Genomic DNA, 23,313 nt, shown 5'->3' with positions numbered 1-23,313 from the left:
AGTACTTTCAGCTTATTTTTGGCAAAAAATGTAGAATTTTTGTTATAAATAAACACGAATCATAGAAAAACTGGTATATTTCAGTTGTTGAAAGATTAATAATAATTTGAAGGAGGAACAGAATGAAATTAGCTAGTAATCGATGGTTGGCCTTATTGATGATTTTTATGTTAATATTTTCTAGCTTCAGCCCTCTAGCGGGACAAGCAGCACAAGAAGATGTATTGACGGTGAATGAAGCGATTGAAAATAACGAAGGAAATGCAACAGTAGAAGGTTACATAGTAGGTCATACAGTTTCGACGAATAATTACAATTTTAATCCACCTTTTAGTAATGACTATAATATTGCGATAGCTGATGATGCGAATGAACAAGATTCGTCAAAAATTTTACCTGTGCAAGTGTCTAGCAGCTTTCGTGCGACATTTGGCTTACAGACTAACCCTGATATTATAGGTGAAAAAGTACAAATAACAGGCAATCTTGAAGCATATTTTACCGTACCTGGCTTGAAAAATCCAACTGCATTTACATTTGCTGATGGAAACCCTGATGATGGGGAAGAGGAAGAGCCATCTGATGGTGTTGAAGGTCTGCGCATTGGTGATATACAAGGAGCGGGGCATGAGTCTCCTTATGTAAATCAGAACGTAACAGCTGTACAAGGTATTGTAACAAAAGTAGTAGATAACAGTAATTTTTATATGCAAGATGATACACCCGATGATAATCCCCATACATCAGAAGGGATTCTCGTCTACAAGCCTACGCATCAAGTAAAAGTTGGAGATAAGGTTACAGTGGATGGGCTTGTGAAAGAATGGGTTCTTGACGGATATAGTGAAAAGTTAGAAACAGATTTAGCCATGACTGAAATCAATGCCCAAAATGGGAGGGTAAGCATTGAATCATCAGGAAATGACCTGCCAGAAGCAATTGTTTTAGGCAAAGATCTTCCTTTACCTCATGATATTATTGATAATGATGAAATGCAATCTTTTGACCCTGAGGAAGATGGTATCGATTTTTATGAGAGTCTAGAGGGTATGCGCGTCGCAGTGGAGAATCCTCAAGTTGTTGCACCTCAAAAATATGGTGAAATACCTGTCATTGCGAATCAAGAAGAGGATAAACTCTATACGGATCAAGGTGGGGTTTTATTAACGGAAGATAATGCAAATCCAGAAAGACTGCATCTTTTATTAGAAGAGGATAATTATGTAGCTAAAACGGGTGATCGTTTTGATGGTACAGTCACCGGTGTAATTAGTTATGGTTATAGCAACTTTAAAGTGTTAGTGGATATGGATTCTTTACCAGATCTTATTGAATCGGAAAAAGAAGAAGTAACGACAGAACTTGGCAAGGATGAAGGAAAATTAACAGTTGCCTCTTATAATATTGAAAATTATTATGAAGGTACAAGCCAAGAAAAGACAAATAGAATAGCGCAGTCAATGGTTAATGAGTTAAATTCACCGGATATTATTGGTCTTGTAGAGGTACAAGATGATAATGGCCCGACTGATGATGGTATAACAACGGCAAAAGCTAGTTATGAGAAATTAATTGCAGCCATTGCCGCAAATGGTGGTCCGACGTATGACTGGGCAGATATTGCACCAGAAGACAAGCAAGATGGTGGTCAGCCGGGTGGGAATATCCGAGTAGGATATCTCTATAATCCAGAAAGAGTTACTTTAAAAGAGGCACCCAAAGGCGGGGCTAACGACGCAGTTACGTATGAAGACGGTCAATTAACATTGAACCCAGGTCGCATCGATCCGACGAATGAAATTTTCCAAGATACAAGAAAATCGCTAGCAGCACAGTTTGAATTTAATGGAGAAGATGTGATTGTCGTTGCTAATCACTTTAATTCTAAGTCAGGTGATGAACCACTATTTGGGAAGAATCAACCTCCGGAATTAGTGAGTGAAGCACAAAGAATACAGTTAGCAGAAGCTGTAAATGGGTTTGTGAAAGATATAGAGTCTAAAAACCCAGATGCGAATGTTGTTGTATTAGGGGATATGAATGATTTTCAATTCACTCCCACATTAGAAACATTAAAAGGTGAAGAGTTAACGAATATGGTTGATACTTTACCGGAAAACGAACAGTATACGTATAATTACCAAGGAAATATGCAAGTACTTGATCATATTTTAGTATCGAATCATTTAGCAGAAGCTGCCAAAGTAGATATTTTAAATATCAATTCTCTATACATGGAGGAGCATGGTAGAGCTAGTGATCATGATCCGTTATTAGTTGAGTTAGACATCGCGGTAGAAGAGGAAAATGAGGGGCCATTCTCAATGAGTATCCTTCATACAAATGATACCCATGCTCATTTAGAAAATGTTCCAAGATTGTTTACTGCAGTGAATCAACTAAGAGATGAAAAAGAAAATACACTATTAGTTGATGCTGGGGATGTATTCTCAGGTACATTATTTTTCAATATGTACCTAGGACAAGCGGACTTACAATTTATGAATCGTTTAGGTTATGATGCTATGACATTTGGAAATCATGAGTTTGACAAAGATTCGCAAGTGTTGGCTGACTTTGTATCCAATGCGGATTTTCCATTTGTTAGTGCAAATGTGAATGTTGAGAATGATGAGATTTTAAGCCAATTAAAAGTAAATGAGTTTGGATATCCTGGAGAAAACGGTAAGATCTATCCTGCCATTATTAAAGAAGTAGATGGCGAAAAAGTAGCATTATTTGGCTTAACAACAGAGGACACTTCATTTTTGGCGAACCCAGATGAAGCCATTGTTTTTGAAGATGCAGTTGAAATGGCTAGCAATACAGTAGCAGCGCTTGAAGAAGAAGGAATTAATAAAATTATTGCACTTTCACATTTAGGTTATACGCCAGATCAGGAATTAGCTGAAGCTGTTCAAGGTATCGATGTGATTGTTGGAGGACATTCTCATACGACATTAGAAGAGCCAGTTGTAAAAAATGAAGATGGAGAACCAACTTTAATCGTTCAAGCCAATGAATATCATAAATATTTAGGCTCTTTAGACATTGTTTTCGATGATGAAGGCGTACTGTCAGAGTGGAATGGTGAATTACTTGATCTCGTTAGTCAAGATGAGAACGGTGAATATGTTTATGAAGAAGATGAATGGGCGCGTAATAAACTTGATGAGTTAAGTGAACCGCTGGAGGAATTAAAACAAGAAGTAGTAGGGTACAGTGAAGTTGCCTTGAATGGTGAACGTACTGATGTTCGTACGAAAGAGACCAATTTAGGAAACTTGATTGCAGATGGTATGCTTTCTAAAGCTAATGAATCTGTGCCAACACAAATTGCGATGCAGAATGGTGGCGGTATTCGTGCATCCATTGCTCAAGGTGAAATTACGCTTGGCGATGTTCTTACTGTGTTGCCTTTCGGTAATATGTTAGTCACCCTTGATTTAACAGGAGAAGAAATAAAACAAGCTTTAGAACATAGTGTAGCAAATATTGAAGAAGGTGCTGGCCAGTTTATGCAAGTGGCAGGTCTTCGCTTTAAATTTGACCAAGCACAGCCAGTGGGTGAACGTGTCCATGGCGTTGACGTGAAAGTAGACGGTGAATATATAGCAATCAATGAAGACGAAACCTATACGGTTGCGACCAACGCTTTCACGGCCGATGGTGGAGATGGATATGATATGTTCAAAAAAGCCAAGGATGAGGGCAGAATTACTGAACTATTTGAAGTGGATTATGATGTGTTTTCCACCTATTTGGAAAACAATAATCCGGTAGCTCCGGAAGTTGAAGGAAGAATTATTGCAGAAGTGAAATCAACAGATCCGGAAGAGCCAGGTGAACCTGAAAACCCTGAAGAGCCGAGCGCTTGTATTCCTGGCCCTGATACTAGCTGGTCTGAGTGTAAACAAGAAATCATTGATCACTTGAAGGATAAGGTAAGAGAATTCACAAGATGGATTTGGGAAATGATTAAAAAATGGTTTGGATTTTAGGATAAAACCTATTTAAAGTAAGCCCTAGCACACACTTCGTAAAAAAGTTTGTGCTGGGGTTTTTATTGTAGTGTTAACTCCATATCTTTGAGATTTCTCGTTTTTTATAAGAAAGTGTTGGTAAATTATTTGTTGAGTCATTTTATCTGCTTTTTACATTTGAAAAGGAAATCCTTTCAAATGACCCAAAAAAACGTTTTACACGGTCTGCCTTAAACATTTTTTCACATGAATGACTCAATTAAGCAATTATAGTTACAAAATCAGAAAAAGTAACATAAGATTATGTATGAATTTCTCCTTTAGTATTTGTGTGAAAAAAGCTATAATAAGAAAAAGAACGACTGAATGCTCATTCATTTTCGAGGAGGATCTAAAAGTGAAAAAAACTGATTATATAGAAAATTTTGTGACATGGGAAGAAGAATTTATATTTGCTCACCCTGTTAAGGTGCGTTTTTCTGAAACAGATATGTTTGGTCATTTAAATAATACGGTTCCATTTGTTTACTTTGAAGAGGCTCGCATTGAGTATTTTAAAAGTTTAAATCTTATGGACGATTGGGTGAAGGAAGAAAACGAAACATTTATTGTCGTTGCAGATCTTCAATGTGACTATATGAAGCAAGTTTACTTCGATGAGAACCTCTTAATTTATGTAAAAGCAGGCAGAATCGGACAATCATCGGTAGATATTCATTACATGGGTAAAAGAGAGAATGGTGACATTTGCTTTACAGGAAGAGGAACGATTGTTCAGGTATCTAAATTAACTGGTAAAGGTGCGCAGTGGACTGATGATATGAAGCTTGCTTTTCATGAGAAAATAAATGTACCTCAATCTTAGATAGGACAGGCGTACATTTAGAAAATAAACATTCTCTACTTCAAGAATTTCAGTCACTCTCATTGTTTAACATACATATGATATGATGACTAATACACACCCACCCCGCGATTCATGGCTGGCGAAAGGCAAGGAGGGTTACAATACTTGAAGGAGAATGATTATACTCACAAGCCGTTACTCACAAAACGAGAAAGGGAAGTATTCGAGCTGCTAGTACAAGATAAAACAACTAGGGAAATCGCTGGTGAATTATTTATAAGCGAAAAGACAGTTCGGAACCACATATCTAATGCCATGCAAAAGCTTGGTGTAAAGGGGCGTTCACAAGCTGTTGTAGAGCTCCTTCGTATGGGAGAGCTAGAGTTATAATTTTAGACCGGCAGTCCGTCTGGATTGCCGGTTATCAATGTAATAGAATTTTATTATTTTAGGCGGGCGCAATGCTCGTTTTTCTTTTCTTGACATATTTTTTTAGTTTGCTTACAGTTCTCGCTTGAATTTTCCTTCGAAAAAGGTGACAATAAAATTAGGATTAAAAGTAACGGAATAACCGAATATTTCGATGATATATATAGGAGTGTAGTGAATGAACGTAAGAGAACATAGAAATGAACATGTTAATGAAGTTGTAGCAGATATAGAAAAGGATTTACGATATATTTCTGGAATTATTAAGCAACATGGCCGTGAAATTTTAAGCAATTATACCATTACTCCCCCGCAATTTATTGCCTTACAGTGGTTATTAGAGGACGGGGACATGACAATTGGAGAATTATCGAATAAAATGTACTTAGCCTTTAGTACAACGACAGATTTAGTCGATCGTATGGAAAAGAGTGAATTGGTAAAAAGAGTGAAAGATCCTAATGATCGTCGCGTTGTAAGAATCCACTTATTGGAGGAAGGCGAAAGAATTATAGAAGAAGTGATCGACAAAAGGCAAGATTATTTGCAAGAAGTATTAAAGGATTTTTCCGGTGAAGAGGTCGTTCATTTAAGGGAGAATCTAAGAAAATTGCATCAAGATATGAAAAGAGATTGAGGCGAGAAGAAAGTGAAACAACCGATAGGTATTATTGATTCAGGGGTTGGCGGGTTAACTGTTGCAAAGGAAGTGATGCGTCAGTTACCTAATGAAAATATTATTTACTTAGGAGATACAGCTCGATGTCCATATGGTCCGAGGTCTGGAGAAGAAGTAAAAGAATTCACATGGCAAATGACGAAGTTTTTATTAGAAAAAGAAGTGAAGATGCTCATTATTGCCTGTAATACTGCGACTGCTGTTGCATTAGATGATATTAAGAATGAGTTACCAATTCCGGTCATTGGCGTTATTTTTCCTGGAGCAAGAACGGCGCTAAAAGTAACAGAAAATCATATCATTGGCATCATTGGTACAGCGGGAACGGTGAAGAGTCGTGCTTATGAACTCGCATTAAAAGGGATCAATAATCGTACGGTAGTTCATAGCCTAGCTTGTCCTAAATTTGTCCCACTAGTAGAAAGTGGGGAGTACGAGAGTGTATTTGCGAAAAAAATCGTTCTAGAAACGTTAGGGCCATTAACAAATAAAGGTTTAGACACATTGATATTAGGCTGTACACATTATCCGCTGTTGGAGAATCTTGTTAAGCAAGTGATGGGTGAAGGTGTTAACGTGATTAGTTCCGGAGATGAAACCGCTCGAGAAGCAAGCACGATTCTTTATGATCGCGGCTTTTTAAACACGAGTGAAGAAGATCCTCAGCACCGTTTTTTCACAACAGGTTCTGAAGCGATGTTCAAAGACATTGCAACAAAATGGTTGCATAGAGAGATAAACGATGTGGAGCGCATACAACTCGGATAATATGGAGGCACCAAATATAATCAATGAACAATCATTGGTTGTATTTGGTGTTTTTTAAATGAATAGATTGCGAGAAAGAAACGATATGCGTTATGCTTTTAAATATATATCAATAAGAATGAGGTGAGGATGGATATGCAAACAGCAGAGGAGCATTTGCAGAAGTATTTCGGTTATACAAGTTTTCGACCAGGTCAAAAAGATATTATTTACAATTTAAATCATGGCCACAACGTACTTGGCATTCTACCAACTGGCGGTGGTAAATCACTCTCCTTCCAAATTCCCGCACTTATGAATGACGGTGTGACGATCGTTATCTCCCCTTTAATTTCACTAATGAAAGACCAAGTAGATGCCCTTCTTGAAGCAGGAATTCCTGCAGCCTATATGAATAGTAGTCTTTCTTACAAGGAATATTCGGAAACAGAAGAGCGACTGTTGGCAGGGGAATATAAGCTTGTCTACATAGCTCCGGAACGTCTGGAGTCAATGGAGTTTCTAACGATTATGGAGAAGATTCATTTATCAATGATTGTCTTTGATGAGGCGCATTGTATTTCTCAATGGGGGCATGATTTTAGACCGAGTTATCGATCGGTAGTGGACAGGATTTTCTCTCTTACTGAAACGCCTGTAATTGCTGCATTAACAGCGACAGCGACGAAAAATGTAGAAGAAGATATAAGTCGCTTATTGCATATAGAAAAAGAACATATTTTTGTTACAGGCTTTGCCCGAACAAACCTTTCTTTTCAAGTGTTAAAAGGAAGAGATAAGCGCAAGTATTTAGAAACCTATGTTTCCAGTAGAAAAGAAGAATCAGGTATTATCTATACTTCTAGCAGAAAACAAACCGATCAATTATATGAACATTTTCTAAAGAAAGGTTATAAAGTTGAAAGATACCATGCTGGTCTTTCTGAGGATAATCGTAAACACTCTCAAGAAAAATTTGTCCATGATCAAGTGACGTTGATGATTGCTACCAATGCGTTTGGGATGGGGATAGATAAACCGGATGTGCGTTATGTGGTGCACTATAATATGCCACGAAACATCGAAGCTTATTATCAAGAAGCCGGAAGAGCAGGGCGAGATGGGGAAGAAAGTGAATGTATTTTACTTTACTCACCTCAAGATATTCTCCTACAAAAATTTTTAATAGAAAAGAGCGAGCTGTCAACAAGCCTTCGCGAGCAAGAATATGAAAAACTAAGGCAGATGACGAATTATTGTCATACGGAAAGTTGCTTGCAATCCTATATTGTCGCTTATTTTGCCAATCAAGATGTATCGTCATGTAATAAATGTTCGAACTGTTTAGATGAAAGACAATCTGTTGACATTACGAATGAAGCGATGATGATTTTCTCGTGTATTAAACGAATGGGAGAGCGTTTTGGCGTTAAGCTAACAGCTCAAGTGTTAAAAGGGTCCGCGAATAAGCGGATTAAGCAATTGTCTTTTCATACACTTACGACTTATGGGCTTATGAAAGCAAAAACGGAAAAGCAAATTGTTGATATGATTAATTATTTACTTGCTGAAGGCTATCTTTCTATGACAGATGGACAATATCCGACCGTTACTTTAGCTGATGAAGCTATCCCGGTTTTAAAAAGAGAAGCCCAAGTATCTATGAAAATCTCTGATGATAAAGAGCTAGAAGAACGTCCAGCTGGTGAAGAAAATAGCGAGTTATTTGCTATCTTAAGAGAGTTAAGAAAAAACTTAGCGCAAGAACAAGGTGTACCGCCCTATGTCGTTTTTGCTGATACAGCGTTAAAAGAAATGTGCACTTATTTCCCTACTACTAAAGAAGCGATGTTATCGATTAAAGGTGTTGGTGAAATGAAGTATAGTAAATATGGGGAAGCATTTCTAGAAGAGATAAAAGTTTTTACTGAAAAAAATAACATCGAGGTCAAAGAGCAACACTATGTGAAGACACCACCAGTAAATAAAAAAGCGGCTGAAGGGACAGGAAGTCATATCCATTCATATGAAGCCTTTCTATTAGGTAAAACGATTTCGGAGATTGCTAGAGAGCGTTCTTTTTCACCGATAACGATTCAAAATCATATTTTTAGAGCGGTAGCAGAGGGCCATCCGATTGACTGGGATCAAGTTTTCAATGAGCAGGTAGAAGAGGAAGTACTTGTAGCTGCAGATAAAGTCGGTGTAGAAAAGTTAAGACCGATTAAAGATGAAATCAATGATGATACAATTGATTACTTTCAAATTAAGGCTGTTCTAACGAAACATCGTTTTGTTTGAATACGCTTTGTCCAAATTTGTCTAAAAGAATAGAAGACTTTCTTTCCTAAAGGCGGTCTATTTTGTAAATAGGCTCGTATACATGTAGTACAAACTGTCTTAGGAGGGAAAGGTTATGTCTTTAAATAAAAAAGCGACCATCGCAGTGTCCGCTGTATTAGTTTCATCTGCTTTGTTATCAGGTTGTGGATTATTTGGTGGAGAGGAGAAAGAGAAAATTGACCCACCGAGTGAAATGTCCATTAATAACGAAGATGCCAATGTAGAGACAGAAGAGACGACTGGTGAGGAAAGTGGAGCTGCTGATGAAGCGGCAGAAACAACAACGATTCCAACAGAATTATACTTAATTGACAATAATGGTTATGTTGTATCACAAACATTAGATTTACCAAGTACGAATTCTGTTGCTAAACAAGCGTTAGAATATTTAGTGGTAGATGGAAAAGTAACTGAACTCTTACCAAATAATTTCCGTGCAGTCTTACCAGCAGATACAAAAATGACGGTTGATGTGAAAGATAAAGTGGCTCATGTTGATTTTTCTAAGGAATTTGCTGAGTATAATCCAGAAGATGAAGCAAGAATCCTGCAATCAGTCACATGGACATTGACCCAATTCGATGAAATAGAACAAGTGAAATTGAGTATAAATGGGAATGCGATTAAAGAAATGCCAGTCAATGGTACACCGATTGGCGAAGAAGTAAGTCGTTCTATCGGTATCAATTATGATAACTCTGTTGTCACAGATATTACAAATACAAAACCAGTTACCGTTTATTACATGGGTGGCGAAGAAGATGCTAAATACTTTGTTCCAGTAACAAAAAGAGTGTCTAATAATGTCGACAATAACGTGACGGCAATCATTGATGAGTTAGGGAACCCTTCTTTAGGATCTAAACTTTCTGCCGTCTTACCAAGTGAAGTCGCTTTATTAGGTGAACCTAAAGTAGAGGATGGAACGATTACCCTCGATTTCGATGAATCGATTTTCTCTAGTGGGGGAGAAAATGTCATTAACGAGAATGTATTAAAAGTTTTAGCGTTATCACTTACAGAACAAGCAGAAGTGGAATCTGTTGCTGTTACAGTGAATGGCGAGGCTGATTTACTTGATGAAGATGGCGAAAAGCTAGAGCCTGTTTCAAGACCTGAAAGTGTGAATACAGGTAGCTATTAATTGGTATCACCATCCTTTTATAGTAAAATGAGAAGAGTGAGGAAAGGGGCCTCCTCTTCTCTTTATTTTTTATGACGAACATAAAAGGAAGGAAACGCTATATGTCTGAGATTATTATTGCGACAAAGAATAAAGGCAAAGCAGAAGAATTTAAAAAAATGTTTGCATCACTCGGTTATGAAGTGAAAACATTACATGATTATCCTGATATGCCAGATGTGGAAGAAACGGGTACGACTTTTGAAGCAAATGCCGTTTTAAAAGCAGAAGAGATTTCGCGCTTAATGAATCGACCGGTGATTGCTGATGATTCCGGATTATCAATTGATGCACTTGAAGGACGCCCAGGAATATTTTCCGCTCGTTATGCAGGGGAAGATAAAAATGATGAAGCGAATATAGATAAAGTACTTGAAGAAATGAAACATGTACCGGAAGAGAAGCGGGATGCTCGGTTTTATTGTGCACTTGCGGTAGCTATCCCTGGAAAGAAAACATACACCGTTTCGGGGACATGTGAAGGTAAAATTCTTTATGCACGAAAAGGAACAAATGGCTTTGGTTATGATCCCATCTTTTGGGCGAATGCAAAGAATAAGGCGATGGCAGAGTTAACATCAGAAGAAAAAGCAGCCATTAGCCATAGAGGACAAGCATTAAAGCAATTAGAAAAAGATCTTCCAACTATTCTTTAAGGAGGAGGATAACATGAAGTTACTCATCGTTAGTGACAGCCACGGTGATGGTGACATCCTGCAAGAACTAAAAGTACGTCACAGTCAAAATGTCGACTATATGATTCATTGTGGGGACTCTGAATTAAGTAGTGACCAAGCTGAAATCACTGGATATGTCGCTGTGAGAGGGAATTGCGATGCCGATGCTCGCTTTAAAAACGAAGAATTAATAGATACGGATAACGGCAAAGTATGGATTACACATGGTCATCTATATGGCGTAAAATCGTCTTTATTAGGTTTAAGCTTAAGAGCAAAAGAAGTAGCTGCACGTATTGTGTGCTTTGGTCATTCGCATCAACTGGGGGCTGAAATGGTAGATCAAATCCTTTATCTTAATCCAAATAGTATCTCGCTTCCAAGGCAGCCGAAAGAAAAAACATATATGATGGTAAATTGGACAGTGGAAAAAGTGGTCGTTTCCATTTGGACAAGAGACGGTGTCGAGCTCGAGGAATGGCAGCAATCCTTTTCGTTTGCGTAGCCAGAGAACTGCTATTATTACAGCAGTTCTCTGCCAATTATAAATTTATTTAAAAATTAATTGACACTTCAGTTTATCCTGCGTATAATAAATATTGTCTTGATATTAAGTCCCAGTAGCTCAGCAGGATAGAGCAACAGCCTTCTAAGCTGTCGGTCGGGAGTTCGAATCTCTCCTGGGACGCCATTAGCTACATATTTATCTACCAACACTAGCGTTGATTCCTGTGAAAACTTGGATTAGCGCTTTTTTTATTTCAGCTAGAGATCGATTTCATATTAGACTTCTCCATAAGTAATCTTCCTTTGTTGTTTTTCATCCTCAATTAAAAACCCAAAGAAACAACTATAAAAATACTATATTGAAATAATAGTGATAAGATGCACTGAATAAAAACATCCTCAAATACTGGTGATTTTTATCGAATGATGTAACGATGAGTCAGCATATGGTAGAAGTTATCACGTTTGTATGTGATTAAATATTAAAAAAATGGATTAACATGAAATGGTCTCTGAAGGTTGTAGTTTCTTTGTATAGTATTTATCGTAAATGAACGCACATGATTTATCTTGTAATAGCCTTCAATTAGTCGCGTTCTTTTGCTCATGAGCTGTTCAAATACCCCCATCCTAAAAGTACTTCACTTGCTATTCTCGCATGCCACAGAATGAATAAATCAATAAAAAATTTTGTCCAATTAAAAGGTTAATAGATCAATGATGTAAGCGGATACATGAAAACAGACTAATCTAAATTATCAAATAATTTTCCAAAAAGGTGTTGACGACTTTTGAAAATGGGCGTAAGATAGTCCTCAACAAAGCAAAGCACAATAAAATAAATCGAAAATGAAATTGGAAGCAGCGTTATTTTCCTTTTATTTTTACAAACGAAATTTTAGTGGTTTAAAGTGAGAAACTAAAAGCGTTGATGAGGATAAGTAGTTTTTTGATGTAGGTTTTGCAGAGAGCCGGGCAAGCTGGAAACCGGTAAACCAGTCTTAAAATGAACTCACCTCGGAGTGAAGACTTGAACAATGATAAGTAGAGTCTTCCGGGTCGAAGGAACCCGTTATCTAAGCTTAGCAGTTATTATGCTGTTACTGAGTGCGCGTGGAGATTTAAAACGCGAACAAGGGTGGTACCGTGGAATGGTGATCAAAGCCTTTTCATCCCTTGACCAATGATTGGTCAATGAGGGATGGAGAGGCTTTTTTATATTTAATTTTATTTTATTAAGGAGGTTAAAGAGCGATGGTGCGGGAAGCTGCCTTAACAGAAGAAGTGAAAACAAAGCTTGAGACGATTACAGGCGCAGACTTATTAATGGATGCGTTAGAAAGGGAAAATGTAGAAGTCGTCTTTGGCTACCCTGGCGGAGCGGTTTTGCCGATTTACGATAAGATTTATGATGCGAAATTCCTTCATGTTTTACCTAGACATGAACAAGGCGGCATACATGCTGCAGAAGGTTACGCAAGAATTTCAGGTAAGCCTGGTGTCGTCATTGCAACATCCGGGCCTGGAGCAACGAATATCGTAACAGGTTTGGCTGATGCCATGATGGACTCATTACCAATTGTAGCTTTCACAGGCCAAGTAGCAACAAGTGTGATTGGTTCAGATGCTTTCCAAGAAGCAGATATATTAGGAATTACAACACCGATTACAAAATATAATTTTCAAATTCGCCAATTGGAGGATATTCCAAGAGTCATTAAAGAAGCGTTCTATATTGCAAAGACAGGCAGACCCGGTCCAGTGCTCATTGATATTCCTAAAGATATAGCTTCGACGATTACCGAAAGGCCCGAAGAAGCAGAAATGGAGTTACCGGGTTATCAACCGACACTAAAGCCTAATCGCCTTCAGATTCGTAAGCTATCAGATGCGATAGGAGCAGCACAGAAACCAGTCATTTTAGCGGGTGCAGGCATTCTTCATTCGAAGGGGGCAAACGAACTCTTACAGTATGTAGAAAAAACAAAAATACCAGTTGTCCATACATTACTTGGTCTTGGTGGTTTTCCAAGTGATCATCCATTATTCATTGGCATGGCTGGCATGCACGGCTGTTATACAGCAAATATGGCACTCTCACAATGTGACTTATTGATTAATATCGGTGCAAGGTTCGATGACCGCTTAACAGGTAATTTGGAACACTTTGCTCCGAATGCTAAGGTTGCTCATATCGATATTGACCCAGCGGAAATTGGTAAGAATGTACCGACAGTTATTCCTGTTGTAGCAGACGCAAAGGCTGCGCTTCTCGCACTTCTTCAAGAAGAATGTAATGAACCAGCTCATAGCGAATGGATGGAGACATTAAAACAGTGGAGTGTTGCACATCCTTTCCATTATGATAAAGCTTCACCAAAGTTAAAGCCGCAAAGAGTAATGGAGCTCTTGTATGAGAACACGAAGGGCGAAGCGATTGTAACGACAGATGTCGGTCAACACCAAATGTGGGCTGCGCAATACTATCGCTTTAAACATGCTGATAGGTGGGTTACATCTGGTGGGCTTGGAACGATGGGATTTGGTTTACCTTCTAGTATTGGCGCTCAAATTGCTGATCCAGATAGTTGTGTGCTTTCCATTGTCGGTGATGCAGGCTTTCAAATGTCAACACAGGAATTAGCAGTTATACAAGAAATGAACTTACCGATAAAAATCGCAATATTCAATAATCAATCATTAGGGATGGTTAGACAATGGCAGGAGTTTTTCTATGAATCACGTTTTTCTCATAGCAAGATTCCAGTTCAACCTGATTTTGTGAAGCTAGCTGAAGCTTACGATATTAAAGGCTATACCATAACAACAGAAGAAGAAGCGGAGAGAGTGTTAGCTGAAGTATTACACACAAGAGAGCCTGTATTGCTAGATTTCCGTGTCGATGCTGACGAAAATGTCTTTCCAATGATCGCTCCGGGTAAAGGGATTCATGAGATGGTAGGTGTGAAAGAATGAAGAGAATCATATCGCTGCTTGTTTTAAATAAACCTGGTGTACTTAATCGAATTACTAATTTATTTTCTAAACGAAATTATAATATCGAAAGTATTTCAGTGGGTTTATCTGAACAGGAGGGGATGTCAAGAATCACATGTGTAATTTATGTTGAGTCTGACCAACAAAGTGAGCAAATTACGAAACAGCTCAATAAACAGATCGACATACTGAAAGTGACGGATATTACAAATCAAGCAGTTGTTGCTAGAGAACTAGCTTTGATAAAGGTACAGTCTAATCCGCACTCAAGAAATGAGATTTATTCCTTAATTGAACCTTTCAGAGCTTCTGTCATTGACGTTAGCAAAGATAGTCTAGTCATTCAAATTACAGGAGAATCTGAAAAAATCGAAGCTTTCCTAGAGTTAATTAAGCCTTACGGTATTAAAGAGATTGCTAGAACGGGTACAACAGCTTTCCCAAGAGGGACACAAAGACAGTCGCAACAAAAGCATAATTTTTCAATTGTATAAAAAAATAAATGATGAATAGAGGAGAATGAATAATGGCTAAAATGTACTATAACGGAGATGCAAATGAGAACTACTTAAACGGGAAAACAGTAGCAGTAATTGGATACGGATCACAAGGTCATGCGCATGCGCAAAATATGAGAGATAGCGGTGTAGAGGTAGTAATCGGCTTAAGGCAGGGAAAATCATGGCAGACAGCAGTTGAAGATGGCTTTCAAGTTTACTCAGTAGGAGAAGCGACTGCTAAAGCAGATATCGTAATGATTTTATTACCAGATGAATTGCAAACGAAAGTATATAAAGAAGAAATCGAACCAAATTTAACCAATCAAGCATTAATGTTTGCTCACGGATTTAATATCCATTTTAATCAAATCGTTCCACCGAAAGAAAGTGATGTTTTATTAGTCGCACCAAAAGGACCAGGTCATTTAGTAAGAAGAACATATGAAGAGGGAGCAGGTGTACCAGCGTTATTCGCCGTTCACCAAGATGTATCAGGTGAAGCAAGAGAATTAGCACTAGCTTATGCAAGAGCAATTGGGGCACTAAGAGCCGGGGGCTTAGAAACGACATTTAAAGAAGAGACAGAAACAGATTTATTTGGAGAACAGGCAGTATTATGTGGCGGACTGACTTCTCTTGTTAAAGCAGGATTTGAAACGTTAACGGAAGCAGGTTATCAGCCGGAACTCGCTTACTTTGAATGTCTCCATGAACTCAAATTAATTGTTGACCTTATGTATGAAGGTGGATTAGAAGGAATGAGATATTCTATTTCTGATACAGCACAATGGGGAGATTTCGTCAGTGGCCCACGGGTTGTAGATGAACGGGTAAAAGCAGAAATGAAAGAAGTATTAAAAGATATTCAAGAAGGCAAATTTGCTAAAGGCTGGATTATGGAAAACCAGGTGAATCGTCCGGTGTTTACAGCTATTAATGCAAAAGAAAGTGAACATGAAATTGAAAGAGTTGGTAGAGAGCTTCGCAAAATGATGCCATTCGTCCAAAACAATAAAAAGAAAGAAGTGGTGAGCAGTGCAACAAATTAATATATTCGATACAACGCTTAGAGATGGAGAACAATCAGCAGGAGTCAACTTGAACTTCTCTGAGAAATTAGAGATTGCTAGACAGCTAGAAAGACTGAATGTAAACATCATCGAAGCAGGTTTTCCAGCCGCGTCTAAAGGAGACTTTGGATCGGTAAAATCTATTGCAGAAACAGTAAAGAACGCTTCTGTAACAGGTTTAGCGAGAGCGGTTTTATCGGATATAGATGCAGCATGGGACTCATTGAAGGGAGGAGCCGAACCAAGGCTCCATACCTTCTTAGCAACTAGTCCTATCCATCGTGATTACAAACTTAAAATGACAAAAGAGCAAGTAGTGGAAACGGCAGTTAACACCGTTAAGTATGCGGCGGAACGCTTCTCCATTGTGCAATGGTCAGCAGAGGATGCTTCAAGGACGGAATTGCCCTTCTTGGCAGAAATCGTGGAGAAAGTCATCCAAGCAGGAGCGAGGGTGATCAACATCCCGGACACAGTCGGATATGCAACACCGAAGGAATACGGAGAGATTTTTAAATATTTAAAAAATAATGTCCCATCTATCGATAAAGTAGCATTATCTGCTCATTGCCATGATGATCTAGGGATGGCGACAGCGAATTCTTTAGCTGCGATTGAAAATGGTGCGACACAAATAGAGGGAACGATTAACGGAATTGGTGAGCGAGCGGGCAATGCAGCGCTTGAGGAAATAGCTGTCGCCCTTCACATCAGAAAAGATTTCTATAATGCCCAAACAACGTTAAACCTAGGGGAGATTAGCCGAACAAGTAGCCTTGTAAGCAAACTTTCCGGAATGCCGGTCCCAGCAAATAAAGCCGTTATTGGAGCAAACGCTTATGCTCATGAATCTGGTATACATCAAGATGGCGTATTAAAAGAAGTAACCACTTATGAAATTATTTCACCGCAATTAGTCGGTGTGCAATCTAACTCTCTTGTTCTTGGTAAACATTCAGGACGACATGCATTTAAAAATCGTTTAGACGAATTAGGTTTAGATGTGGCAGATGAAGATATCAAACCACTATTTACCGTATTCAAAGATTTAGCCGATCGCAAAAAAGAGATGACAGATGAAGACTTAGTCGCCCTTGTGCTAGAAGAAAAATTGTCGAAGGAACAACGATTCTATGAATTAATTCAAATCCAAATTCAGTACGGTACGAATCAAGTGCCGACAGCAACGGTTACATTATCCGGTAGCGATAATCAAGTGATACAAGAAGCAGGTACGGGTGCAGGTAGTATTGAGGCACTATATAACACATTAGAAGCAAGTGTGAATGGTGAGATTAGTTTACTCGATTATCGCATTCAATCAGTTGGTGCCGGTAGAGATGCACTTGCGCAAGTGTTCGTTAAGTTAGCTTACCAAGGGGTAGAAACGAGTGGTAGAGGGCTCGCTCAAGATGTGCTAGAAGCATCAGCAAAAGCCTATTTAAATGCAGTTAACCGAGTCATATATATGAAGGAAAAAACGGAACCAGCTATGCAGAATAGTTAACTTACACTTTAATCGGAGGGATAAAAGATGAAAAAACGTATCGCTGTACTACCAGGAGACGGGATCGGGAAAGAAGTTGCAAAGGGAGCAGTTGAAATTCTCCAAGCAGTCGGAGAGCGCTATAATCACCAATTTGAATTTGCTTATGGTATGATTGGCGGCCATGCGATTGATGAAAAAGGCAAACCACTTCCGGAAGAAACCATTCAACTTTGCAAAGAAAGCGATGCGATTCTTTTAGGAGCAGTGGGTGGTCCTAAATGGGATCAAGTAAATCCTGATATCCGTCCGGAGAGAGGGTTATTACAAATCCGTAAAGAGCTTAATCTATATGCCAATCTTCGTCCAACAACTTATTTTGAAAGTTTGGCGAAATCTTCTCCTCTAAAAGATGAAGTGATCCAAGGTGTAGACTTATTGATGGTACGCGAATTAACTGGCGGATTATATTTTGGTCAACCGAGTGAACGTATGGATGCTAACGGGGAGTCTGCGGTAGTCGATACATTATTTTATAAAAAAGCAGAAATGAAGCGAGTAATCGAAAAAGCGTTTATTTTAGCAGATAAGAGAAGAAAAAAAGTTACATCTATTGATAAAGCAAACGTGCTTGAATCAAGTAGGATGTGGAGGGAAACAGCAGAGGAAGTGGCAAAAGATTATCCCCATGTGTATCTTGAGCATATGTTAGTTGACAATGCGGCGATGCAGATGGTGACAAATCCTAAACAGTTTGATGTTGTCGTAACCGAGAATATGTTTGGTGATATTTTAAGTGATGAGGCTTCCGTTTTAACCGGTTCATTAGGTATGCTACCATCTGCTAGTTTATCTGAGAATGGTCCATATTTATTTGAACCGATTCATGGTTCGGCACCTGATATCGCTGGGAAAAACGTGGCCAATCCGTTAGCAATGATTTTATCTGCTGCAATGATGCTTCGTGAATCGTTCGGGTTAGAAACAGAAGCGAATGAAGTAGAACGTGCTGTAAAGCAAGTGTTAGATGCAGGCTTTAGAACGAGTGATATTGCGGAGTTCGGCCAACAAGTGACATCGACAACAGAAATGATTGCGGAAGTAAAAGCGATGCTACTTGATAATGAAGCCATTATGCATATTATGGGTGCGTACGCTTAAATAATGAAGAAGGGACACGGCCCTATTGTGGGTCCGTGTTTCTTTTAGAAAGGTGTGAATATTAATGGGGCAATCAATTATAGAGAAAATATGGAAACAACATATTGTTCATCAAGAAGAGGGAAAACCGGACTTATTGTATATAGATCTGCATTTAGTGCATGAAGTGACATCGCCTCAAGCGTTTTCTGGCCTAAGAATGAAAGGAAGAACGGTTAGAAGACCAGATAAAACCTTCGCTACGATGGATCATAATATCCCAACAGATAATCGTAAAGTCATCAATGATAAGATTGCATTAAACCAGATGACAACACTAGAAAAAAACTGTGAAGAGTTCCAAGTACCACTAGCAGGAATTGATCATCCAGACCAAGGAATTGTTCATGTCATTGGTCCGGAATTAGGCCTAACGCAACCAGGGATGACAATTGTATGTGGCGATAGTCATACATCCACACACGGTGCATTCGGCTCGATTGCATTCGGTATCGGTACAAGTGAGGTGGAGCATGTGTTAGCCACACAAACCATCTGGCGCCAAAAACCGAAAACGTTAAAAATCGAAATCAATGGAAAAAGGCAACAAGGTGTATCAGCAAAAGATGTTATCCTTTATGTCCTTTCTCAGTATGGGTTTGATTTTGGAACAGGACATGTCATTGAATATACGGGAGAAGTTATTGCTCATATGTCAATGGAAGAGCGGATGACGATTTGTAATATGTCGATAGAAGGTGGCGCGAGGGCGGGATTAGTGAACCCTGATGAAACAACATTTTCTTACTTAAGAGGACGTAAGTATGTCCCAACAGGGGATGCCTTTGAAGAGCTAGTGACAAAATGGAGATCATTAGTGTCGGATGAAGATGCAACTTATGATCGTGTGATTACTATTGATGCAGCTAATATTGCCCCAATGGTTAGCTGGGGGACAAACCCAGCGATGACATCTAAAGTTACTGATTCAATTCCTACATCAAGTGATTATGAAACAGCCGTGGAAAAGAAATCACTTGAGAGTGCGCTTAAATACATGGGACTAAAGGAAGGACAGAAAATAGAAGATATTCAGATTCAACATGTATTTATCGGTTCTTGTACCAATTCACGACTAGAAGATCTACGTGAGGCTGCTTCTGTAATCAAAGGCAATAAAGTTCATCCTGATGTGCGTGCACTAGTTGTGCCAGGTTCACAAACGGTCAAGTCGCTTGCAGAAGAAGAAGGTCTGGATGAAATTTTTAGAGAAGCTGGGTTTGAATGGAGAGATTCGGGTTGCAGTATGTGTTTGAGTATGAATAATGATATTGTCCCTAGCGGTGAACATTGTGCTTCCACATCTAATCGGAATTTTGAGGGTCGGCAAGGATCTGGAGCGAGAACTCATTTAGTCAGTCCAATTATGGCTGCAGCAGCAGCTATTCATGGTCATTTTGTCGATGTTAGAAAAATGGTTGAAAGACAACCAGTAAGATAGGGAGCGGAGTAGATGACTGGATTTAAAACTTTAAAGGATAAAGCGATTGCTTTTGACCGTGCCAATGTAGATACAGATCAGATTATTCCTAAGCAATTTCTAAAACGAATTGAAAAAACGGGCTTTGGTCAATTTTTGTTCTATGACTGGCGTTATATGGCAGATGGTAGTTTAAACCCAACATTTGAATTGAATCAAGATGAAAATCAACATGCATCGATTTTAATTGCAAATGAGAATTTCGGTTGCGGGTCATCTAGGGAGCATGCACCATGGGCCCTCCTAGATTATGGGTTCAAAGTGATATTAGCACCATCCTTCGCAGATATTTTTCATCAAAATTGCCTGAAAAATGGTGTGTTACCGATTGCGTTACCAAAGGAGCAAATTGTGCAATTACTTGAAAAAGGCAAACAACAGCCTTATCAATTAGAAGTGAATCTAGAGAAGCAAACGATTGGTGATGAAGCAGGGTTCCAAGTATCATTTGAAATTGATGCTTATTGGAAAACGATGCTAATGAATGGGTGGGATGAAATTGAAATTACCTTGCAATTAGATGATCACATCACTGCATATGAACAAGCATTAAGATAGTAAATAAATCATTACTTGTGAGCCCGTATGCATTGTATATAGGGCTCATTTTTTATGAAGTTTTTCCGCTGAACCTCTCAATCGCACAATCCTTTTGCATTTTTCTCTTTTCATGCTACACTTACCTCTAAATAAGGAATTAAAGGGACGTAGGCAAAATGACAAAACATAATCGTGATGACAAAAAAAATAAAGTGATTCCCTTTCCCTTTTTAGATAGACGTTTATTAGAGAAAGGGTTAGAGGCTTTACACCGTAGGGAGTTTCAAGAGGCAGTAGATTTCTTAACAGAAGCTTCAGAGCTAAATGATAAGGATGAAGATATTCAAACGGGTCTTGTGCTTGCCTTTTTTGAATCAGGTCAATTACAACATGCGCAAAAACAAGCGGAATACATGCTCCATAATGGGATAGGTGACTACCTTCAAGTGGTAGATATGTATTTGATGATTTTAGTACAATTACATCGCTACGATGAAATTGTGACCACTATTGAATACTTATTTGAAGAGAACAAAGTACCTCATGAAAAATTTGAACATTTTAGTCGGTTATTAGAATTCAGCCGTAGAATGGCTGAAGCAGACATAAAATCCAGTGAGGTAGAGGACGGCTCGGAAAATCACCTACAGCTTTTTGAAATAAAAGATCAACAAGAGCAGATGATGCTCGCTAAAGAATTGGCAGAAAAGAATATTGTGCACAATGTAAAAGAAATCCTTTCCTATTTACGATCTGAGGAGGGACATCCCTTTTTTAAGACATTACTTCTCGATGTGTTAAAACAGCATCTATATAATAAGGAAGTTATTGTTGAAAAAATGGGTAATATAAAAAGTTTTGTTCCTGCACACTTGCCTGACTTTGAGCATTTCCAACAAAGGATTGAAATGCTCAAAGTGTTAGAAGAAAAAATGGAGCAAGATGACCCCATTTTACTTGAACATGCTGCATCTCTTGTGAACCGTCATTTATTTCTCATGTATCCGATAGAATTAGAACCTTTTTCTATTGAAACATGGTCTGCAGCTTATCATACTCTTGCGATTGATTACCTAGGGATGGACCTTGCTGTGGATGAGATGCTTGAGAAATATTGTGTCGAAGAAGAGGATTATCATGCAGCTATTACTTATATTGAAGCAATAGAAGAATTTTCTTATCCTAAAATATAGTCTCATTGTTGAAAGCTAGAGACGTTATGTTATAATATAATGGTTGTATTATGTGGATAGAAAGCTGATTCACCTTATATAAATGAATAATCGATTAGACATATTCATTCTATTTGCTGTGAATGAAATGATCATAGATTTTGGAGGGAAATAATAGTATGTCTGCTAAATTTGAAAAGTTAGAAGGGAACCAAGGGGTTCTTACAATTGAAGTAGATGCAGAGAAGTTAAACGAAGGTTTAGACGCTGCATTTAAAAAAGTAGTTAAACAAGTAAATGTTCCTGGCTTCAGAAAAGGTAAAATGCCTCGCAGCCTATTTGAAAAACGCTTTGGTGTTGAGTCTTTATACCAAGATGCAGTAGATTTTCTTTTACCAGAAGCGTATGCAAATGCAATTGATGAAACAGGCATTGAGCCAGTTGATCGTCCTGAAATCGATGTAGAACAAATCGAAAAAGGTAAAGCGCTTATTTTCACTGCGAAAGTAACTGTAAAACCTGAAGTAGAACTTGGCGAATATAAAGGCCTTGAAGTAGAAAAATTCGATACAGAAGTAACGGATGAAGATGTAGAAAACGAATTAAAAGGCCTACAAGAAAAACAAGCTGAGCTTGTTGTTAAAGAAGAAGGTACAGCAGAACAAGGTGATACAGTTGTTATCGACTTTGAAGGTTTCGTTGATGGAGAAGCATTCGAAGGTGGAAAAGGTGACAACTTCTCATTAGAACTTGGTTCTGGACAATTCATTCCAGGTTTTGAAGAAGAATTAATTGGTGTTTCTGCTGGTGAATCTAAAGAAGTAAATGTTACGTTCCCAGAAGAATACCATGCTGCTGAGCTTGCGGGTAAAAAAGCAGTATTCAAAACGACTGTACATGAAATCAAAACAAAAGAACTTCCTGCATTAGATGATGAATTCGCTAAAGATGTAGATGAAGAAGTTGAAACATTAGATGCACTAAAAGAAAAAACGAAGAAACAACTAGTTGATAGTAAAAACCATGAAGCAGAGCACCATGTGCGTGATTCTGTAGTAGAAAAAGCAGCAGAAAACACAACAATTGATATTCCAGCTGCAATGGTTGATACTGAATTAGATCGCATGATGCAAGAATTCGAACAACGTTTACAAATGCAAGGTATGAACCTTGAGCTTTATTATCAATTCTCTGGACAAGATGAGTCTGCATTACGTGAGCAAATGAAAGTTGACGCAGAGAAGCGCGTGCGCATTAACTTAACTCTTGAAGCAATTGCTGCTGCAGAAAACATCGAAGTTTCTGAAGATGAAATAAACGAAGAAGTAAATAAAATGGCTGAAATGTATAATATGACAGCTGAAAATATTCAAATGGCGCTGGGTGGTAGCCTTGATGGTTTACAATCTGATATTAAAGCGAAAAAAGCAATCGATTTACTTGTAGAAAATAGTAAAACTGTTTAAAATGAAT

18 protein-coding genes, 1 tRNA gene and 1 other annotated feature are annotated in these 23,313 nt (G+C 38.3%); all 19 genes read left to right on the top strand.

Going from position 1 to position 23,313, the window contains the following annotated elements; genetic code table 11:
- The first annotated feature begins 122 nt into the window (after window positions 1-122).
- The 19 genes from MKX67_RS16850 to tig all read left to right on the top strand — a co-directional run bounded on the left by MKX67_RS16850 (window position 123) and on the right by tig (window position 23,306).
- Entirely contained in the window at window positions 123-4,001 is a 3,879-nt protein-coding gene (locus tag MKX67_RS16850) for a 5'-nucleotidase C-terminal domain-containing protein (RefSeq protein WP_095372352.1), read from the top strand.
- A gap of 379 nt (window positions 4,002-4,380) precedes the next feature.
- A complete protein-coding gene (locus tag MKX67_RS16845) occupies window positions 4,381-4,848 on the top strand; it encodes a thioesterase family protein (protein WP_095372353.1) in 468 nt (155 codons plus the stop codon).
- Between the two features lie 147 nt (window positions 4,849-4,995).
- A complete protein-coding gene (locus MKX67_RS16840; protein ID WP_066191568.1) occupies window positions 4,996-5,220 on the top strand; it encodes a response regulator transcription factor in 225 nt (74 codons plus the stop codon).
- A 217-nt stretch (window positions 5,221-5,437) separates the two neighbouring features.
- A complete protein-coding gene (locus MKX67_RS16835) occupies window positions 5,438-5,896 on the top strand; it encodes a MarR family transcriptional regulator (protein ID WP_095372354.1) in 459 nt (152 codons plus the stop codon).
- 12 nt (window positions 5,897-5,908) lie between these two features.
- Complete coding sequence (gene racE, locus MKX67_RS16830) at window positions 5,909-6,706, top strand: glutamate racemase (protein ID WP_095372355.1); 798 nt, start codon at window positions 5,909-5,911, stop codon at window positions 6,704-6,706.
- Between the two features lie 135 nt (window positions 6,707-6,841).
- Window positions 6,842-8,986, top strand: coding sequence for a DNA helicase RecQ (recQ, locus tag MKX67_RS16825; RefSeq protein WP_340975815.1), 2,145 nt, complete (start codon window positions 6,842-6,844; stop codon window positions 8,984-8,986).
- 115 nt (window positions 8,987-9,101) lie between these two features.
- On the top strand, window positions 9,102-10,172 hold the full coding sequence (locus MKX67_RS16820) for a GerMN domain-containing protein (RefSeq protein ID WP_340975813.1): 1,071 nt from the start codon (window positions 9,102-9,104) through the stop codon (window positions 10,170-10,172).
- A gap of 101 nt (window positions 10,173-10,273) precedes the next feature.
- A complete protein-coding gene (locus tag MKX67_RS16815) occupies window positions 10,274-10,867 on the top strand; it encodes an XTP/dITP diphosphatase (protein ID WP_095372357.1) in 594 nt (197 codons plus the stop codon).
- Window positions 10,868-10,880: 13 nt separating this feature from the next.
- Window positions 10,881-11,393, top strand: a complete 513-nt coding sequence (locus MKX67_RS16810) for a metallophosphoesterase (protein WP_095372358.1) — start codon at window positions 10,881-10,883, stop codon at window positions 11,391-11,393.
- A gap of 109 nt (window positions 11,394-11,502) precedes the next feature.
- Window positions 11,503-11,579, top strand: a tRNA-Arg gene (locus MKX67_RS16805).
- A gap of 735 nt (window positions 11,580-12,314) precedes the next feature.
- Window positions 12,315-12,575: a binding site (T-box leader), on the top strand.
- A gap of 74 nt (window positions 12,576-12,649) precedes the next feature.
- Window positions 12,650-14,371 (top strand): acetolactate synthase large subunit, encoded by a 1,722-nt coding sequence (gene ilvB / locus MKX67_RS16800; RefSeq protein ID WP_342488472.1) that lies wholly within the window; start codon window positions 12,650-12,652, stop codon window positions 14,369-14,371.
- On the top strand, window positions 14,368-14,886 hold the full coding sequence (ilvN, locus tag MKX67_RS16795) for an acetolactate synthase small subunit (RefSeq protein WP_095372360.1): 519 nt from the start codon (window positions 14,368-14,370) through the stop codon (window positions 14,884-14,886). The genes ilvB and ilvN overlap by 4 nt, the downstream gene beginning before the upstream one ends.
- 32 nt (window positions 14,887-14,918) lie before the next feature.
- Window positions 14,919-15,941, top strand: a complete 1,023-nt coding sequence (ilvC, locus tag MKX67_RS16790; RefSeq protein WP_095372361.1) for a ketol-acid reductoisomerase — start codon at window positions 14,919-14,921, stop codon at window positions 15,939-15,941.
- Window positions 15,928-17,469: a 2-isopropylmalate synthase gene (locus MKX67_RS16785; RefSeq protein ID WP_095372362.1), complete on the top strand. Its 1,542-nt coding sequence runs from the start codon at window positions 15,928-15,930 to the stop codon at window positions 17,467-17,469. The genes ilvC and MKX67_RS16785 overlap by 14 nt, the downstream gene beginning before the upstream one ends.
- Window positions 17,470-17,496: 27 nt before the next feature.
- On the top strand, window positions 17,497-18,609 hold the full coding sequence (gene leuB, locus MKX67_RS16780) for a 3-isopropylmalate dehydrogenase (protein WP_307312699.1): 1,113 nt from the start codon (window positions 17,497-17,499) through the stop codon (window positions 18,607-18,609).
- A gap of 64 nt (window positions 18,610-18,673) precedes the next feature.
- On the top strand, window positions 18,674-20,089 hold the full coding sequence (gene leuC, locus MKX67_RS16775; RefSeq protein WP_095372364.1) for a 3-isopropylmalate dehydratase large subunit: 1,416 nt from the start codon (window positions 18,674-18,676) through the stop codon (window positions 20,087-20,089).
- Window positions 20,090-20,101: 12 nt separating this feature from the next.
- Window positions 20,102-20,686, top strand: a complete 585-nt coding sequence (gene leuD, locus MKX67_RS16770; protein ID WP_307312701.1) for a 3-isopropylmalate dehydratase small subunit — start codon at window positions 20,102-20,104, stop codon at window positions 20,684-20,686.
- A 158-nt stretch (window positions 20,687-20,844) separates the two neighbouring features.
- Complete coding sequence (locus MKX67_RS16765; RefSeq protein ID WP_307312702.1) at window positions 20,845-21,861, top strand: tetratricopeptide repeat protein; 1,017 nt, start codon at window positions 20,845-20,847, stop codon at window positions 21,859-21,861.
- A 158-nt stretch (window positions 21,862-22,019) separates the two neighbouring features.
- On the top strand, window positions 22,020-23,306 hold the full coding sequence (tig, locus tag MKX67_RS16760) for a trigger factor (RefSeq protein ID WP_095372367.1): 1,287 nt from the start codon (window positions 22,020-22,022) through the stop codon (window positions 23,304-23,306).
- Window positions 23,307-23,313: the final 7 nt, after the last annotated feature.

Origin of the sequence: Cytobacillus sp. FSL W7-1323 (genome assembly GCF_038595015.1) — a bacterium.
Lineage (GTDB): Bacteria > Bacillota > Bacilli > Bacillales > Cytobacillaceae > Cytobacillus > Cytobacillus kochii.
The sequence above is the reverse complement of the archived record's forward strand: the minus strand, read 5'-3'. Positions and strand labels throughout refer to the sequence as shown.

Bases quoted from the DNA above. Each gene is read 5' to 3' on its own strand.
- leuB (WP_307312699.1), top strand. From the start codon at position 17,497: ATGAAAAAACGTATCGCTGTACTACCAGGAGACGGGATCGGGAAAGAA.
- leuC (WP_095372364.1), top strand. From the start codon at position 18,674: ATGGGGCAATCAATTATAGAGAAAATATGGAAACAACATATTGTTCAT.
- MKX67_RS16810 (WP_095372358.1), top strand. From the start codon at position 10,881: ATGAAGTTACTCATCGTTAGTGACAGCCACGGTGATGGTGACATCCTG.
- ilvC (WP_095372361.1), top strand. From the start codon at position 14,919: ATGGCTAAAATGTACTATAACGGAGATGCAAATGAGAACTACTTAAAC.
- leuD (WP_307312701.1), top strand. From the start codon at position 20,102: ATGACTGGATTTAAAACTTTAAAGGATAAAGCGATTGCTTTTGACCGT.
- ilvN (WP_095372360.1), top strand. From the start codon at position 14,368: ATGAAGAGAATCATATCGCTGCTTGTTTTAAATAAACCTGGTGTACTT.
- MKX67_RS16765 (WP_307312702.1), top strand. From the start codon at position 20,845: ATGACAAAACATAATCGTGATGACAAAAAAAATAAAGTGATTCCCTTT.
- MKX67_RS16850 (WP_095372352.1), top strand. From the start codon at position 123: ATGAAATTAGCTAGTAATCGATGGTTGGCCTTATTGATGATTTTTATG.
- MKX67_RS16835 (WP_095372354.1), top strand. From the start codon at position 5,438: ATGAACGTAAGAGAACATAGAAATGAACATGTTAATGAAGTTGTAGCA.
- recQ (WP_340975815.1), top strand. From the start codon at position 6,842: ATGCAAACAGCAGAGGAGCATTTGCAGAAGTATTTCGGTTATACAAGT.
- MKX67_RS16815 (WP_095372357.1), top strand. From the start codon at position 10,274: ATGTCTGAGATTATTATTGCGACAAAGAATAAAGGCAAAGCAGAAGAA.
- MKX67_RS16820 (WP_340975813.1), top strand. From the start codon at position 9,102: ATGTCTTTAAATAAAAAAGCGACCATCGCAGTGTCCGCTGTATTAGTT.
- ilvB (WP_342488472.1), top strand. From the start codon at position 12,650: ATGGTGCGGGAAGCTGCCTTAACAGAAGAAGTGAAAACAAAGCTTGAG.
- tig (WP_095372367.1), top strand. From the start codon at position 22,020: ATGTCTGCTAAATTTGAAAAGTTAGAAGGGAACCAAGGGGTTCTTACA.